Origin of the sequence: Micromonospora sp. R77, from assembly GCF_022747945.1 — a bacterium.
Taxonomy (GTDB): domain Bacteria; phylum Actinomycetota; class Actinomycetes; order Mycobacteriales; family Micromonosporaceae; genus Micromonospora.
The window spans coordinates 4,619,670-4,635,537 of record NZ_JALDST010000001.1; the positions used below are offsets into that span (position 1 = coordinate 4,619,670).

The window sequence follows — 15,868 nt, forward strand, 5'->3', positions numbered from 1 at the left end:
GACTTCGTGGTTCCCGCGGGACGACGGCACGCGTCGAGCCCGGCGGTTCGGCGGAGACAGATTAGCGAAAGTCAGCGGATCGTGGTGAGCAGGTCCTCCAGCACCAGCGTGCGGAGATCGTCCAGGCCGGGCATCCGACCGAGCGCCCGCAGCCGGCCGGACTGCGCCTTGCGCATGCCCTCCAGCAGCTTGCGGGCCTCCCGGGCGTTACCGAAGTTGCGGTCCCGCTCGATCTGGGAGAAGTGTTCGTGGAGTGCGTCACTGAGGCCCGGGGCGAACACGTAGTCGTCGTTGCGGGCGATCCGCTCCGAGATCATGACCAGCTCGTCCGGGCCGTAGTTCTCGAACTCCATCGTCTTGGCGAAGCGGGAGGCCAGACCGGAGTTGGCGTCCAGGAAGTCGAGCATCTCCTGGGTGTAGCCGGCCACGATCACCGCCACCTGGTCGCGGTGGTCCTCCATCAGCTTGACCAGCGTGTCGATGGCCTCCTGGCCGAAGTCGGCGCTGGCCCCGCCCGCCCGGGAGAGCGTGTACGCCTCGTCGATGAAGAGCACGCCCCCCATCGCCTCCTCGAAGACCGAGGTGGTCTTCTCCGCGGTGTGGCCGATGTACTGGCCGACCAGGTCGCGGCGGGAGACCTCCTTGAACCGGCCGTTCGGCAGCACACCGAGCGCCTTGAGCAGCTGGCCGTAGATCCGGGCGACGGTCGTCTTACCCGTACCCGGGGCGCCGGTGAAGATCAGGTGGTGGCTCGCCGCACCGACGGAGAGCCCCGCGTTACGCCGCCACTCGTTCACCTGGATCTCGTCGATCAGCGACCGGACCTCGGCCTTGACGGCGGCGAGCCCGATCATCGAGTCCAGTTCGGTCAGCAGCTTGTCCATCTCGACGGCGTCCTGGTCGACACCGCCCTCCGCGACGCCCACACCGGTCAGGGGCATCTTGCCGCCGTCGTTGAGGGTCACGGTCGGGTCGGCGGCGGGGTCGACGTCGACGCCCGGGCCGGCGGTCTGCTCGACCCGGCACTGGTCCACCACGCCGCCGCAGCCCGGGCCGAAGGCGATGCCGGCGCCCCGGGTCTCGTGGACCCAGGTCTGCACGATCCGCGGTGAGCTGCGGTGCGCCACCAGGATGCCCGTGTCGCCGGTGCCGGAGACGTCGCACCGCTCGATGGTGGGCCGGCCGGACTGGTAGACGTACACCCCGCGGTAGCCACAGTCGGCCACCGTCGTGCTCCGGATAGTCGGGTCGGCCCCCAGCCGGACGATGATGCCGTCGTCGGTGACGCCCCGGATCTCGCAGGACTCCACCGTGCCACCGGCGTCGGAGAAGACGAAGCCGTGCTGGCCGCGCACCACCCGTACCTCGGTGGCGTCCACCGTGGCACCGTCGGCGGCCTGCAGGCCCGCGCCGTAGCCGGCCGACAGCTCGCACCTGCGTACCGTCACGCGGGCACCGGTGACCGTGACGGCGGGGTAGTCCCCGGCCGTCAGCGCCAGCCCCTCCACGGTGACCTCGCCGGAGCTGACCGCGAGGGCCGAGCCGTCCAGCCCGGTGGCGTCGACGATCGCCGAGCCGACCTCACCGGACGCCTGCACGGTGAGGCGACGCCCGGCGAGCTGCAGGCGTTCGCGGTACGTCCCGGGAGCGAGCGAGATGACCGCGCCGTCGGGCGCCACCTCGAGCGCGTCGGCGATGGTCGGGTAGGCCCCGGGAACCGCCAGGGTCTTGGGCACGTGCCACTCCTTAGAGCGTGAACGTCCGGTCGCGGACCGAGTTGGCCACCTTCTTCAGCTCGTCGCTGGTGGCGAGCGGAGCCGTCATGCGCAGTACGAGCTCGCGGTCGATCTGACCCTCCGGTGTGGACCGCCAGAACGCGACGTACACCAGACCGTACACGGGCTTGCCGCCGACCCTGGTGACCTGGGCCCAGGTGGTGAAGGGGCCGCTGCGCGTCCAGCGGACGCCCCAGGCCTCCTCCCGCTGCCGCAGCGCGGTGCGCTTGCGCTCGTCACAGACCGGTTCGCAGGTCCGCACGATCAGGTCGCCGCCGCTGGTCAGGGTGGCGCCCGAGCCGACGCCGCAGCGGTAGTGCGCCGCGGCGGCGGTCTGCTCCGCCTTGGTGCAGTTCCAGTTCGGCGGGACCCGGAAGTCGAAGCCCACCCCGTCGAGGCCGTTCATCGGCTTGGTCGGCTCGGCGGAGGTGAAGTTCGGCCACCCCGACGGCCAGCCACCGCCCAGCGGGGGTTCGGCGCCGGGGGCGGCCGGCGCCGCCGCCGGCAACAGCAGGTCGGCCGGGGTGAGCGGCGCGGCCGTCGTCGGGGAGGTCCGTTCGGGCGTCCCGTCGTCGCGCAGCGTCGTCACGGCCACCGCGGCGCCGCTGCCGACCAGCAGGCCGGCGATCGCGACGAGGGTGACCAGCAGGCCGGTCCGCCGCCGCTTGGCGGGTGGTTGCTGCCCGAAGACCGGACCGGAGTACGCCGGGTAGCCCGCACCACCGGACACCGGCAGCCCCGACGTCGGGTAACCGGAGGTGGGGTAGCCGGACACGGGCGATCCGGACGTGGGGTAGCCGGAGTCCGGGGAGCCGGAGGCCGGGTAGGCCGCACCACCGGACACCGGCAGCCCGGAGGTGGGGTAGCCGGACGTGGGATGGCCGGACACCGGCAGCCCGGACGTCGGGTGGCCGGAGGTGGGGTGACCGGAGGTGGGGTGACCGGAGGTGGGATAGCCCGGGACCGGGGGCCCGGAGGCCGGTCGGCTCTCCACCGGATGAGGGTGCAGCGGATGTCCCGACACGGGCTGCGCCGGCTGGGACTGCGCCGCCGGCCTCGGCGGTTCCGTGAACGGCGTGGTCTGGGCGGGGGCCGGCTGCGCGGGCCGTGCCGGCGCGGGCTGCACGGGCAGGGCCTGGGTCGGCGCCGCCTGGTTGAACACCGGCTGGCTGGGCATCGGCTGTCCCGACACAGGCTGGCCGGACACCGGCTGTCCCGACACGGGCTGTCCCGACACGGGCTGGCCCGAGACCGGCTGGACGGGCATCGGCTGTCCCGACACGGGCTGGCCCGAGACCGGCTGGACGGACACGGGCTGGCCGGACACCGGCCGGACGGGTGCCGGCTGAGCCGGCGACGGCTGGGCGGAGACGGGCTCGGCCGGGGCCGGCTCGGCGGGTGCCGGCTGGGCAGGGGCCGACTGGACCGGCAGGGCCTGGGTGGGTGCCGACTCCTCGGGTGCCGGCTGCACGGGCAGCGCCTCGGTCGGTGCCGAGCCGTCGGAGACCGGTGGGCGAGGCGACTGGACGGGCAGGGCCTGGGTGGGCGCCCACTGGTCGGACACCGGCCAGGTGGTCGGTGGCTGCGCCGACGGCACCGGCACCGGCGCGGGATGGACCGGGCCGGGCTGGACGGGCGCCGGCTGGACGGGTGCCGGCTGGACGGGTGCCGGCTGGACGGGTGCCGGCTGCGCCACCACGGGCTGCAGGTGCTGACCGAGCGCCTCGAAGATCTGCGCCGCGCCCGCCCCGCGTTCCGCCGCGCAGGCCACCCACGGTCGGGGGCCGTGATGATCGGCGCCGACGATCGGCAGCTGATCCGCGCCGGCCTCGCCGAGCGCGTCCGCCGCCGCGGCGAAGGCGTCCCGCCAGCGGTCGTCCACGGAGGCCCGCTCGTTGAGCACGGCGACGGTCACCGACCGGCCACCGGTGTCCGTGCCCGACCAGACGTCACCGACCTGGCAGCTGCTCAGCGGAGTCTGCAGGCGGTACTGCCCGGCGGTCTGCATGTGTGCTCCCCGTTTCCGATCTCCACCCGGCCGGTCGGCCAGGTCGTGCTGGGTGCCGGTGGCCTTCGGCGTACCCTCGCGGCGGCGTCGCTGCCGCGACCTCGCCGAGCGGACCGCTTGTCACCGGCGCGGCCAGGCCGGACGCCGGGTGGATCCCCGGCCCGCCGGACCACCCGCTCACCGCCGGGTCCCGCCTCGCCGGAGAGTGTAGTGCGGGCCGGCGACACCACGCGGTGGGCCCGGACCCGCCCGCGAGCGTCCGGGGACCGGCGTGGGTGGACGTCCGGATCGGACGGCGACCGGTCCCCGCCGGCCGGCCGCACGGCGGCGGCCCGCGCCGGAAGGCCCGTCGTCATCCGCCCAACGGGCCATGGAGCAGAGGTCGGCACGCGTGGCAGGGTGTGCCCGTGGATCACCGGAGTCAGCGCACCCGACCAGGCACCGTCCGAGGCTGGCGGCGTACCGCCGGCCGGTGGGGTGCCGCCGTCCTCCTCGCCTCGGCGGGAATCGTCGCGGCGTCCCCGCCGGCCCAGGCGACGGCCACCCGGACGGTGGCGTTCTGGAGCATGGACGAACCGGCCGCCGCGACCGTGCTGAAGGACAGCAGCGGCAACGGGCGCAACGGCACCGTCGGCGCCGAGGTGGTGACCGGCGCGCTCTACGCCGGGGCCACCGGCCACCGCTTCGCCACCCACCTGCCCACCGACATGGAGTACGTGCCGGGGCACGTCGACCTGGTGCCGCACAGCACCGACCTCAACCCGGACGCGGGCGACTTCTCCTTCACCATCCGCTACCGGACCACCTACTCCTTCGGCAACATCCTGCAGAAGGGGCAGGGCGCGACGGCCGGCGGCTACTGGAAGTTCGAGGCGCCGGGCGGGAAGCCCAAGTGCCTGTTCCGGGGTGGTGACGGCGCCTCGCGGACCGGCTACACCGACGTGTCGATCGCCGACGGGCAGTGGCACACCGTCACCTGCAACCGCACCTCCACCTATGTGGAGATGTACGTCGACGGGGTGCGTACCAGCCGGCTGACCGGGCCGACCGGCACCATCGCGAACACCTGGCAGTTCTCCATCGGCGGCAAGAGCCAGTGCGACGGCGTGAAGGTCACCTGCGACTACTTCGCCGGTGACATCGACTACGTGAAGATCCTCAAGGGGGCCGGCGGCAGCGTGAACCAGCCGCCCGTCGCCGCCGTCGCCCCGACCTGCTCGGGTCTGGTCTGCACCTTCTCCGCCGCCGGCTCCACCGACGCCGACGGCGCGATCCAGGACCACCACTGGGACTTCGGCGACGGCGCCACCGCCGACACCGCCTCGGTGCCGACCACGTCGCACACGTACGCCTCGGCCGGCACCTGGCCGGTCACCCTTACCGTCACCGACGACCGGGGCGCCACCGGCACCGCCACGGTGCCCGTCACCGTCGCACCCGTCGCCGAGCGGATCGCCTTCGTCGGGCAGGCCACCGCGAACGCCAACTGGACCAGCCACGCGGTGGCCGTACCGGCGGGCGTCCAGCCGGGCGACACCCTGCTGCTCCTGCTCAGCCAGAACACGCACACCGGCACCGGCCAGCCCACCGGGGTCACCGGCTGGACCCAGCTGGACCGGTTCGACGGCGGCTACGCCACCACCACCGCCTGGTGGAAGGTGGCGACCGCCGGGGACGCCGGCTCGACCGTCCGGGTCACGCTCGACGCGCAGTCCAAGGGCAACCTGGTGGTGGCCGCGTACCGGGGTGTCGCACCCGCCGCCCCGGTGTTCGCCCGGGCCACCGACACGGCCAGCTCCGCCGGCCGGATCACCCCGTACGCCACGGTGACGGCGGCGCAGAGCTGGGGCGTGTCGTACTGGATGCATGGTGACAGCCTCTCCACCGAACTGGCCCCGCCGGCCGGCGTGCAGGTCCGCAGCAACAGCTCGCAGACCGGCGGCGGTCGGGTGACCGGGCTGCTCGCCGACTCGGGCAGCACCGTGCCGGCCGGCAGCTACGGCGGGCTGACCGCGACCGGCGCCGCCGCCAGCACCACCACCACGACCTGGACGTTCGTCCTCAGCCCGGCCTGACGCGTCCCGGGCGTCGCGCGGCTCCGGTCGCGCGACGCCCGGCACGTGTACGTCCACAGCGGACCGGGTACCGCCCGGCGATGACCGTCGACGGGGGTGCCGGCCAGGTCCGTAAGGTGCTCACCTCCCGGGTATGGCCGGCGCTGCTGGTCCCGGCCGGGATCGCCGCGCTGATCGCCGTGGCCGGCATCGTGTTCCTGCCCGACGCCTTCCCGTACACGCCGCTCGGAGTGGCGCTCGCTGTCGTGGTGTTCGGCGTGGTGCTGCGGCGGGACGCGCTGCTGGCCGACGACGCCGGGCTGCTGGTACGGAAGCGGGGCCGGGTGACCCGCAGCTACCGCTGGGAGGAGATCCACCGCGCCGGGATCGCCCGACCCGGCTTCGGTCAGGTCGCCCTCTCGGTCTATCCGCACGGTGGCCCGTGGGACGTGCCCGGCCCGAACAGCGCCACGCTGGTCGGCCGGGTCTGGATGCTCCGTGGCCGCCCACCTTCGGTCGGCTCGGATCTTGGACAGTTGTCGTTCGCCGCGCACGCCAACCGTCCAAGATCCGAGTACGCCGCTGGCCGGCACCCCGGGTTCGGGGTGCCGGCCAGCGTGTCGTTCATGGTCAGCTGGTCCAGTGCTGGGCGACGAGGTCGGCGGCCTGCTGCTCCCACTGCGCGTACGCGTCCGGGTAGGCCGACACCTGCACGGTCTGCGCCGCCTGGGTCAGGGGCATGTCCTGCCAGCCGTCGACCTGCTTGAGGCCCTTGAGGAAGGCGAGGGTGGAGTATTCGGGGTCGGTGATCTGCTCCGGCGTGCCCCAACCACTGGACGGGCGCTGCTGGAACAGGCCCAGCGAGTCGTGGTCGTTGCGGTCGCCCAGGTGGCCCAGGTTCTCCAGCTTCGACTCCTGCAGGCTGGTCGCGATCGAGATGACCGCGGCCCGCTCCGGCAGGCCGGCCTTCTTCGTCGCGGCGATGATCGCCTTGGCGTTGGCGGTCTGCTCGTCGTTCAGGTCGATGTGCGACTGGCTGCCCTGCACACCGTGCGGGATCAGCTTCGCCGTGTCGGGCTTGTCGGCCTGCACGGCCGCGACCGGGGTCATCGACGGGACGGGGGTGGTGTCGTGGTGGTTCAGGGGGCCGGCGGCGAGACCACCGGCGAACGCCAGACCAGCAATACCCAGCACGCTCTTACGCAGCATCGTGTTCATGGGGGTAGCTCCATTCGGGGGTCGGCGCTCCCCGTAGGGGACGGGGAACGCGAGCACCGTCAGGCGCTCACACACAAAGGGGGAAGTCTTCGACCGGCTGGCTCGCGGGGCGGGGTTGCCTCTTCGCGGCGCCGGGACCAGGTGTAACGACCGGCGGCCCACCGTCATTCCGGGTCGGCCCCGCTCGCCGGGCCCCCGGACCGGGGCCGTGGTACTCAGTCGTACGGTGGGTGTAACGACCCGGCCCTCGCCACGATTCCGGCCCCAGGGTGCCGCCGGTCACACCCTGAACCGGACATCCCGCCCAGCGTGGCACGCGCAAGCCATCACCAACCGGACATCCGACGCCGGATCGCCGAGAGCGCGCCTCTACCCGTCCGGGGGACACCGCCGCCTCCGCGACCTCGCGGGGCAACCCGGTCGAGACCACCGCCCGCCGTTCTTCTGCCCAGGGCAGATCCGCCGACCGTGAACACGACGCCCCTCGGCACCGTCACCGGGGCAGGGTGGACCACATGAGACTGCTGGTACTGGGTGGGACGGGGTTCGTGGGTGGGGCGACCGTGGCCGAGGCGGTACGCCGGGGCTGGTCGGTGACGGTGTTCAACCGTGGGCTGCACGGCGACGTGCCTCGGGGCGTACTCCGGTTGCGGGGTGACCGGACGACGCCGGACGGGCTGGCGGCGCTGGCCGGCGGCGAATGGGACCTGGTGGTGGACACCTGGGACGGCGCGCCCCGGGCGGTACGCGACGCGGCGCGGGCGCTCACCGGCGCGGTCCCGCACTACGTCTACGTCTCCAGCGGATCCGTCTACGCCGAGCCGGTGGAGCTGGGCTCGGACGAGACCGCCCCGGTGGTCGAGTCCGCCGCGGACGCGGTCGACGGCGACTACCCGCAGCTCAAGGCCGGCGGGGAACGGGCGGCGGTGGAGGTGTTCGGTGAGCGGGCGCTGCTCGCCCGCGCCGGGCTGATCCTCGGCCCCGGGGAGGACATCGGACGGCTGCCGTGGTGGCTGGACCGGATCGCCCGGGGCGGCGACGTGCTGGCCCCCGGCCCCCGCGAGCTGCCGGTGCAGTACGTCGACGTGCGCGACCTGGCGGCCTGGCTGCTCGACCGGGGCGCGGCCGGGCTCGGCGGGGCGTACAACGTGGTGAGCCGGACCGGGCACACGACGATGGGTGAGCTGCTCGACGCGGTCGTCGCGGTCACCGGCTCCGGTGCGACGCTGCGCTGGACGGACCCGGAGCCGATCGTGGCCGCCGGCGTGGAGCCCTGGAACGACCTGCCGGTCTGGATCCCGGCCGGGCACCCCTACCGGTGGTTGCAGGAGTTGGACGTCAGTCGGGCCGACGCGGCGGGCCTGGTCTGCCGGCCGGTGGCCGGGACCGTCGCCGACACCTGGCGCTGGCTGCGCGAGGTGGGCCGGGTGCCGGCGCGGGCCGGCCGGCCGCGCGGGCGGCGGTGGGGCTGGACCCGGCGCGGGAGGCGGCGCTGCTCGCCGCCGTGACCCCACGCTGAGGCGGCTCTGGGCCGGGAGGTCGACCGGCAGCAGCGACTACGCCTGCACCACCGGCAGGTCCAGCACCTCGTCCACGCTGCGTCGCGGGGTGGGCCGCCCGGGCTGCCCGTAACCGATCCGCATCACCATCTGCGGGGTGCCGAACCGGCCCAGGGAGAGCCGCAGCGCCTCCCGCGCCCCGGACACCTCGATCGGCTGGGAGATCATCGACACGGCCAGCCCGGCGTCCGTGGCCGTCAGCAGCACCCGCTGCAACGCCTGGCCGGCGAGGATCTGGTCGGTGGCCGTGTTGCCCGGCGACCCGAGCACCGCCACCAGGGGCTCCGGCTCGAAGTCCCGCCCCGGCGCCCGGTTGCGGCCGCCGAAGCCGCGCTGCGGGAGCAGGTCCTGCGGCTCGCTCTGCGGCCCGCCGGCGGCGGCCGGTACCCCGTCGGAGGCCGGCTCGGAGCGGATCCAGTCGGCCCGCTCCGCCACGTAGGCGGGATCGCGTTCGAGGACCCGGTGCGCGCTGCGGGCGATCTCGGCGAACGCGTTGACCGCGCTGGTGCCGATCACCAGCTCCAGCCAGCACTCCTCGGCGCGGGCGGCCTCACCGAGCCGCCAGCGGGCGTCGGCGGGGACCGGGTCCGGCCAGAACGGCGCGCGGTTGCTGAACCGGCGCGGCACGGCCGCGTACAGGCTCTGCTCGGTCGGGGTGGGGCGGCGCGGCACGTCCGGCACCAGCCGGGCCACCACGTCCGGTTCCCCCGGGTACGGCCGCAGCCGGACGGTGGCGGGCGTACCGGCGACGGCGAGCGACAGCCGCAGGTTGAACAGGGCCGCGCCGCAGGCGATCCGGGCTCCCCAGCCGCTCGGGTCGGTGGCGGCCAGGCGGCGCAGCGGGTCGACCGCCAGCTCGATCCCGCCGTCGCGCAGCCGGAACCGCCACGGCTGCGTGTTGTGCAGGGACGGCGCCCGCAGGGCGTCGCCGGCGGCGGCCCGCAGCTGCTCGACGGTGAAGCCGGTGTCCATGGTCGTGCTCCTTCCGTGGCAGCCGTGCCGCCCCCCGGTTGGTTCCTCTTCACGGTGCGTCAACCAGGGGCTTCCCGCGCAGGGCCCAAGGTCCCCTCCTGGCCGGGCCCGTCTGCCCGGTGTCGACGCGTCGCGGTAGGGACCTTCGGCCCGTGGTAAACCCCCCCGGTGGCGGGGTAGAACAGACGGATGATCCGGGTGTTCCTGCTCGACGACCACGAGGTCGTCCGTCGTGGCCTTGCCGACCTGCTGACCAGCAGCGGCGACATCGAGGTGGTCGGCGAGTCCGGCTCCGCCCAGGAGGCGGCGCGTCGCATCCCCGCGCTCCGCCCCGACGTGGCGATCCTCGACGCCCGGCTGCCCGACGGCAACGGCATCGACGTGTGCCGGGACATCCGCGCCGTGGACTCGTCGATCAAGGGTCTGATCCTCACCTCGTACGAGGACGACGAGGCGCTCTTCGCGGCGATCATGGCCGGTGCCGCCGGTTACGTGCTCAAGCAGATCCGTGGTACCGACCTGGTGGACGCGGTCCACCGGGTGGCGGCCGGGCAGTCCCTGCTGGACCCGGCGATCACCACCCGGGTGCTGGAGCGGATCCGCAGCGGCGTGGAACAGCCGCGCGAGCTGAAGACCCTCACCGAGCAGGAACGGCGGATCCTGGAGTACGTGGCGGAGGGGCTCACCAACCGGGAGATCGCCGGCAAGATGTTCCTCGCCGAGAAGACGGTGAAGAACTACGTCTCCAGTGTGCTGGCCAAGCTGGGCCTGGAACGGCGTACCCAGGCGGCGGTGCTGGCCACCCGGCTGCTCGGCAAGAACCACTGACCCCTGCCGGGGCCCGGCCCCGCGCCGGGACGCGCCCGGCTCAGTCGCGCAGCGGGACGCTCCAACGCACCTCGGTGCCGTGCGGGACCACCCGGGCCAGCTGGAAGTCGCCGCCCAGGCGCTCGGCCCGTTCCCGCAGGTTGACCAGTCCGCTGCGGGCGGCGTCCGGGTCGCACCCCACCCCGTCGTCGGTGACCGTCACGGTCACCCAGCCGGCGTCGATCCTGACCGTCACCGCCACCCGCTGGGCGTGCGCGTGCCGTACGGCGTTGGAGAGCGCCTCCCGCAGCACGGCGGTGAGCTCCGGGCGCAGGGTGTCCGGCACGGCGCTGTCGACCGGCCCGATCAGCTCCAGCTCCGGCCGGTAGCCCAGCGACTCGGCGGCTGCCTCGACCGCCTCGCGGATCTCGGTGCGCAGCGCGGCGCTCATCGGGGTGCGCAGCTCGAAGATGGTCCGCCGGATGTCCCGGATGGTGGCGTCGAGGTCGTCGACCGCCGCGTTGATCCGCTTGGCCGCCTCCGGTCGGGTGTTCATCGCGCCGCTCTGCAGTTGCAGGCCGGTGGCGAAGAGCCGCTGGATCACCACGTCGTGCAGGTCCCGGGCGATCCGCTCGCGGTCCTCCAGGACCACCAGCAGCTCCCGCTCCTCCTGGCCGCGGGCCCGCTCCATGGCCAGCGCCGCCTGCCCGGCGAAACTGCCCAGCAGCTTCACGTCGTCGTCGGTGGCCCGGGCGGCGTCCGGCCGGTGCGCGATCACCAGCACGCCGTGCAGGGTGTCCGCCGCGGCGAGCGGGGAGACCACCGCCGGCCCGGCGACCACCGGCAGCGGCCACGGGCCCGCCTCGGCGAGGTTCTCCACCAGCTCGTGCCGGCGGTCGGTGACCGAACCGGCGAACGTGGTCTCCGCCGCGGGCAGCACCGCGCCGACCAGGCCCCGGGCGGCCTCGTCGGCCCCGTCGACCACCTCGACGGTGAACTGGCCCTCGTCCTCGTCATAGAGCAGCACCAGGGCCAGCTCGGCCTCGGCGACCTCCCGGGCCCGCCGGGCCACCAGGGTCAGCGCGTCGGTACGCCGGACCTCGCCCAGCAGCACCGAGGTGATCTCGGCGGTCGCCGCCAGCCAGCGTTCCCGCCGGTGCGCCAGCGCGTAGAGCCGGGCGTTCTCGATCGCCACGCCGGCCGCGGCGGCCAGCGCCACCACGATCTCCTCGTCGTCCTCGGTGAACTCGGCCGCGCCCTGCTTCTCGGCCAGATAGAGGTTGCCGAAGACCTGCTCGCGGATGCGGACCGGCACGCCGAGGAAGCTGTGCATCGGCGGGTGGTGCTTCGGGAAGCCGTACGACTTCGGGTGCTGGGTGATGTCCGGCATGCGCAGCGGCCGGGGGTCGTCGATGAGCAGACCGAGCACGCCGCGCCCGTGCGGCAGGTCGCCGATCTTCGCGTGCAGCTCGTCGTCGATCCCGTGGATGATGAAGTCGTGCAGCAGCCGGTCCGGCCCGATCACGCCGAGCGCGCCGTACCGCGCGCCGACCAGCTCGCACGCCGACCGGATGATCCGTTGCAGGGTGCTGCGCAGGTCGAGGTCGGAGCCGATGCCGACGACCGCGTCGAGCAGGGCGCGCAGCCGCTCCCGGCTGGTCACCACCTCGCCGACCCGGTCCAGCATCTCCTGGAGCAGTTCGTCGAGGCGGACCCGCGACAGCGGGCTCAACCCCAGTGAGGGGGTGACGGGCTCCTGCCTCGGGTTCGGTGTGCTGGCCACCGGGCGATGCTATCGCCCGGTGGCCGTGCCGGACGAGCCCGTCAGGCGCCGAGGTCGCGTACCGCCGAGGTGTCGACGGTCTGCGCCGCTTCCAGCCGGGGGGTGTGCGGCGGGCCGGCGTGGGTCGGGTCCGCCAGCCCCAACCGCATGGAGATGTAGGGGAAGCCGAGGTCGGAGAGCATGTGCCGGAGCGCGTACCGGGTGCCCTCCACCTCCACCACACCGCTGAGCGGCACCAGGGACACCCCGAGGCGGGTGGCGGTCAGCCAGGCGGCGGAGAGCGCCTCGCCGGCGCGCAGCCAGCTGTCCGGTTCGTCCTCGGTGCCCCAGAGGATGCCGTAGACGGCGGCCCGGTCGTGGCCGGGGCCGATCGGCAGGCTGCCGGCCCGCCCGAAGTCGCGCGCCGGCACGGTGGTCTGCGGGGCCTCGGCCGGCAGCACCTCGTCGGGCAGGCCGGTGCCGGTGCCGGAGCGGCTGGTCCAGTACGCCAGCTCCTCCTGCAGCTCCGGGCTGCCGGAGGTGACCGCGGCCGCCTTCTGGGCGGCGCTGGCCAGCTCGATCTTCTGGTCGTCGTCGAGCACCTGGAGGTTCACGCCCTCCCGGCTGGCCGCCCCGGCGATCTCGCCGAGGGCCGCGGTGGGGATCGGCTCCTCGCTGACCGGCCGGCGGTCGGTGTGCCGGACCTGCATGCACTGCACCATGTGCATCGCGTCCGGGTCGGCGCCGGTGTGCCGGAAACCGGTGAGGCGGGCCACCAGGTCCGGTTGGGTCGGGTCGGGCAGCCGGTCCACCACCGGCGTCCAGCCCTCGGCGGCCAGCGCCAGCCGGGCGTGGTGCAGCGCGGCGCCGCAGCTGACGAAGAGCAGTCGCCCCTCCGGGTCCATGACGCTGAGGTGGCGTTCCCGGACCACCCGGAGCTCCAGCGCGTCGGGCAGCACCGTCCAGTGCCACGGCTGCGAGTTGTGCACCGAGGGGGCGTGGCCGGCCGTCCCGGCGGCCTCCGCGAGCGCGGTGGTCAGCGGGCGGTCCGTAGCCGGCGTCTCCTGGCTCATCGTCACGACCTTTCCTGTTTTCCCCATCGTGCCCCACACCGGGGTCGACCGGGTCGGCTTGCCGCTCCATCCTCGGGCATGACCGGACCGGCCGCACGCGCGGCCCGGCCCACCGTCGGGGCACTCCGGCCCCCCGGATTACCCCGGTTTGCCCTACCCGCCCTGTCCCGCCGCTGCGACGATCGACAGGTGGGAACGGAACCGCGGGAGTGCGTACCCGAGCAGCCGGTGCGGCAACGACGCCGGCGGGGCGCGTCCGACGCCGCGTCGCGACCCGGCGTCCTGGAGTGGGGCCCGCTGGTCCTGCTCACGGTGGCCGTGCTGGTGGGCGCCGGACTGTGGTTCGCCGGGCTGAAAGGCGCGGCCCAGCTGGTCTGGGCGGCGGTGACGCTGGTCGCCCTGCTGCCGGCGGCCTGGACGACGCTGAAGCAGGTGTGGCGCCGGCAGTTCGGGGTGGACGTCATCGCCGTGCTCGCGCTGGTCGGCGCGCTGATCACCCGCGAGTACCTGGCCGGCGCGGTGATCGCGGTGATGGTGGCCACCGGCCGGGCGCTGGAGAACTACGCCCAGCGGCGGGCCACCCGCGACCTGCGGGCCCTGCTGGAGCGTGCCCCGAGGCAGGCCCGGCGGCGCACCCCGGACGGCGGCATCGAGGTGGTGCCGCTGGACCGGGTGGCGGTGGGGGACCGGCTGCTGGTCGGTCCGGGCGACGTGGTGCCGGTGGACGGCACCGTCGAGGAGGCGGCGACCCTGGACGAGTCGGTGGTCACCGGCGAGTCGCAGCTGGTGGGCCGGGGCGCGGGCGAGCCGGTGGCCAGCGGTGTGGTCAACGCCGGGGCCGGCTTCGGGCTGCGGGCCACGAAGAACGCGGCGGAGAGCACGTACGCCGGGATCGTCCGGCTGGCCGAGGAGGCCACCGCGCGCAAGGCGCCGATGGTGCGCCTCGCCGACCGGTACGCCGCGGCGTTCGTGCCGTTCACCCTGGTCCTGGCCGGTCTGGCCTGGTTGCTCTCCGGCCAGTTCATTCGGGCGGTGGCGGTGCTGGTGGTGGCCACCCCCTGCCCGCTGCTGCTGGCCACCCCGATCGCGATCGTCTCCGGGCTGTCCCGGGTGGCCCGGCGCGGCGTGCTGGTCCGCGACGGCGGGTCGCTGGAGCTGCTGGGCCGGGCCCGCACGCTGCTGATGGACAAGACCGGCACGCTCACCGCCGGCCGGCCCCGGGCCGCCGAGACGGTCGTCGCCCCCGGCGGCGACCGGGACGAGGTGCTGCGGCTGGCCGCCTCGGTCGAGCAGTTGTCACCGCACGTGCTGGCCGCGGCGCTCGTCCGGCAGGCCCGCGAGCAGGGGGTACGGCTGGCCGAGCCGACGGAGGTCACCGAGGTGCCGGGGCGCGGGGTGACCGGCCGGGTCGACGGGCGGCTGGTCCGGGTCGGCCAGCTCGACGGGGAGCCACCGGAGTGGGCGCACCGGGTGCGGGAACGCGCCGAACTCGCCGGCCGCTCCACGGTCTGGGTCAGCGACGAGCACACGCCGCTCGGCGCGATCCTGCTGGAGGACCCGGTACGCCCCGACGCCCGGCGTACCGTCCGCCGGCTCCGGGAGGCCGGCCTGGACCGGTTGGTCATGGTCACCGGCGACCGTCCGCGTACCGCCGACCAGGTGGCGCAGGCCGTCGGGGTGGACGACGTGTGGGCGCAGTGCTCGCCGCAGGAGAAGGTCGCCCGGGTGAAGGAGGAGTCGGGGCGGGCGGTGACCGTGATGGTCGGTGACGGCGTCAACGACGCCCCGGCCCTCGCGGAGGCGCACGTCGGGGTGGCGATGGGCGCCACCGGGGCGACCGCCTCCGCCGACGTGGCCGACGCGGTGCTCACGGTGGACCGGCTCGACCGGCTCGCCGACGCCGTCGAGATCGCCCGGTACGCCCGCCGCATCGCCGTACAGAGCGCCACCGTGGGGATGGGGCTGGCGGTGCTGGCCATGTTCTTCGCCGCGTTCGGCCGGCTGCCCCCGGTCGCCGGCGCGTTCCTCCAGGAGGGCATCGACGTCGTGGTGATCCTCAACGCGCTGCGGGCGCTCGGTGGTGGCCTGCGCCGTCGGGACGTGCCGGCGGCCACCCGGGAGCTGCTCGACCGGTACGCCGGCGAGCACGGCGGCGTCCGCGACGTGCTGGCCCGGCTGCGGGACACCGCCGACCTGGTGGCGACCCGGTCGGACGCGCCGGAGTGCGTACCGGCGTTGCGCGAGGTGCACCGGCGGCTCGCCGACGAGGTGCTGCCGCACGAGGCGGCCGAGGAGAAGCAGCTCTATCCGGCGCTGGCCGGGCCGCTCGGCAGCGACGAGGCGACCTCGACGATGAGCCGGGGGCACGTGGAGATCAAGCGGCTGGTCGACCGGATCGGCGGGCACCTGGCCCAGCACGACGACGACCGGCTGCGCCCCGACCAGGTCCCGGACCTGCTCGCCGCCCTGTACGGCCTGGACGCCGTGCTGCGCCTGCACCTGGCCCAGGAGGAGGAGGACTACTTCTCGCTCAACGAGGAGGGCCCGGCCCCCGCCGGCCGCTGAAGCGCGGGTGACGTCAGCCTGGCGCAGCGGGCAGGCGCTGGTGGGTGGTTAACAGGGGCCCCCTGTACAACGGAA

Annotated in this window: 9 protein-coding genes and 1 pseudogene; 4 read left to right on the forward strand and 6 right to left on the reverse strand. The window is 74.5% G+C overall.

The genetic code is table 11. From position 1 onward, the window contains the following. Positions 1–71 precede the first annotated feature (71 nt). Positions 72–1,736, reverse strand: coding sequence for a right-handed parallel beta-helix repeat-containing protein (locus MRQ36_RS21810; protein ID WP_242798178.1), 1,665 nt, complete (start codon positions 1,734–1,736; stop codon positions 72–74). A gap of 10 nt (positions 1,737–1,746) precedes the next feature. Continuing rightward, positions 1,747–3,783, reverse strand: a complete 2,037-nt coding sequence (locus MRQ36_RS21815) for a hypothetical protein (protein WP_242798180.1) — start codon at positions 3,781–3,783, stop codon at positions 1,747–1,749. A gap of 407 nt (positions 3,784–4,190) precedes the next feature. Here MRQ36_RS21815 and MRQ36_RS21820 point away from each other — a divergent pair, with 407 nt between their 5' ends. Further along, complete coding sequence (locus MRQ36_RS21820; RefSeq protein ID WP_242798182.1) at positions 4,191–5,858, forward strand: PKD domain-containing protein; 1,668 nt, start codon at positions 4,191–4,193, stop codon at positions 5,856–5,858. Positions 5,859–6,467: 609 nt separating this feature from the next. Here the strand turns inward: MRQ36_RS21820 and MRQ36_RS21825 are convergent. After that, positions 6,468–7,055, reverse strand: coding sequence for a hypothetical protein (locus MRQ36_RS21825; protein ID WP_242798183.1), 588 nt, complete (start codon positions 7,053–7,055; stop codon positions 6,468–6,470). A 515-nt stretch (positions 7,056–7,570) separates the two neighbouring features. Here MRQ36_RS21825 and MRQ36_RS21830 point away from each other — a divergent pair. Beyond that, positions 7,571–8,574 (forward strand): annotated as a pseudogene (locus tag MRQ36_RS21830) (NAD-dependent epimerase/dehydratase family protein). A 37-nt stretch (positions 8,575–8,611) separates the two neighbouring features. On the opposite strand, the gene MRQ36_RS21835 reads toward MRQ36_RS21830, so the two are convergent. Then, positions 8,612–9,586, reverse strand: coding sequence for a nitroreductase (locus MRQ36_RS21835; RefSeq protein WP_242798184.1), 975 nt, complete (start codon positions 9,584–9,586; stop codon positions 8,612–8,614). A 189-nt stretch (positions 9,587–9,775) separates the two neighbouring features. Here MRQ36_RS21835 and MRQ36_RS21840 point away from each other — a divergent pair, with 189 nt between their 5' ends. Then, positions 9,776–10,414: a response regulator transcription factor gene (locus MRQ36_RS21840; protein ID WP_242798185.1), complete on the forward strand. Its 639-nt coding sequence runs from the start codon at positions 9,776–9,778 to the stop codon at positions 10,412–10,414. Positions 10,415–10,454: 40 nt separating this feature from the next. On the opposite strand, the gene MRQ36_RS21845 is transcribed toward MRQ36_RS21840, so the two are convergent. Together MRQ36_RS21845 and MRQ36_RS21850 are read right to left on the reverse strand one after the other, a co-directional pair. Beyond that, complete coding sequence (locus tag MRQ36_RS21845) at positions 10,455–12,125, reverse strand: GAF domain-containing sensor histidine kinase (RefSeq protein WP_242801288.1); 1,671 nt, start codon at positions 12,123–12,125, stop codon at positions 10,455–10,457. A gap of 92 nt (positions 12,126–12,217) precedes the next feature. After that, positions 12,218–13,228, reverse strand: coding sequence for a nitroreductase (locus MRQ36_RS21850; RefSeq protein ID WP_374250549.1), 1,011 nt, complete (start codon positions 13,226–13,228; stop codon positions 12,218–12,220). Between the two features lie 189 nt (positions 13,229–13,417). Here MRQ36_RS21850 and MRQ36_RS21855 point away from each other — a divergent pair, with 189 nt between their 5' ends. Beyond that, on the forward strand, positions 13,418–15,793 hold the full coding sequence (locus MRQ36_RS21855; protein ID WP_374250551.1) for a heavy metal translocating P-type ATPase: 2,376 nt from the start codon (positions 13,418–13,420) through the stop codon (positions 15,791–15,793). Positions 15,794–15,868 lie beyond the last annotated feature (75 nt).

What these genes read in the sequence shown, in the direction of transcription:
- MRQ36_RS21815 (WP_242798180.1), bottom strand. Translation starts at nt 3,783, where the DNA reads ATGCAGACCGCCGGGCAGTACCGCCTGCAGACTCCGCTGAGCAGCTGC.
- MRQ36_RS21825 (WP_242798183.1), bottom strand. Translation starts at nt 7,055, where the DNA reads ATGAACACGATGCTGCGTAAGAGCGTGCTGGGTATTGCTGGTCTGGCG.
- MRQ36_RS21835 (WP_242798184.1), bottom strand. Translation starts at nt 9,586, where the DNA reads ATGGACACCGGCTTCACCGTCGAGCAGCTGCGGGCCGCCGCCGGCGAC.
- MRQ36_RS21840 (WP_242798185.1), top strand. Translation starts at nt 9,776, where the DNA reads ATGATCCGGGTGTTCCTGCTCGACGACCACGAGGTCGTCCGTCGTGGC.
- MRQ36_RS21850 (WP_374250549.1), bottom strand. Translation starts at nt 13,228, where the DNA reads ATGAGCCAGGAGACGCCGGCTACGGACCGCCCGCTGACCACCGCGCTC.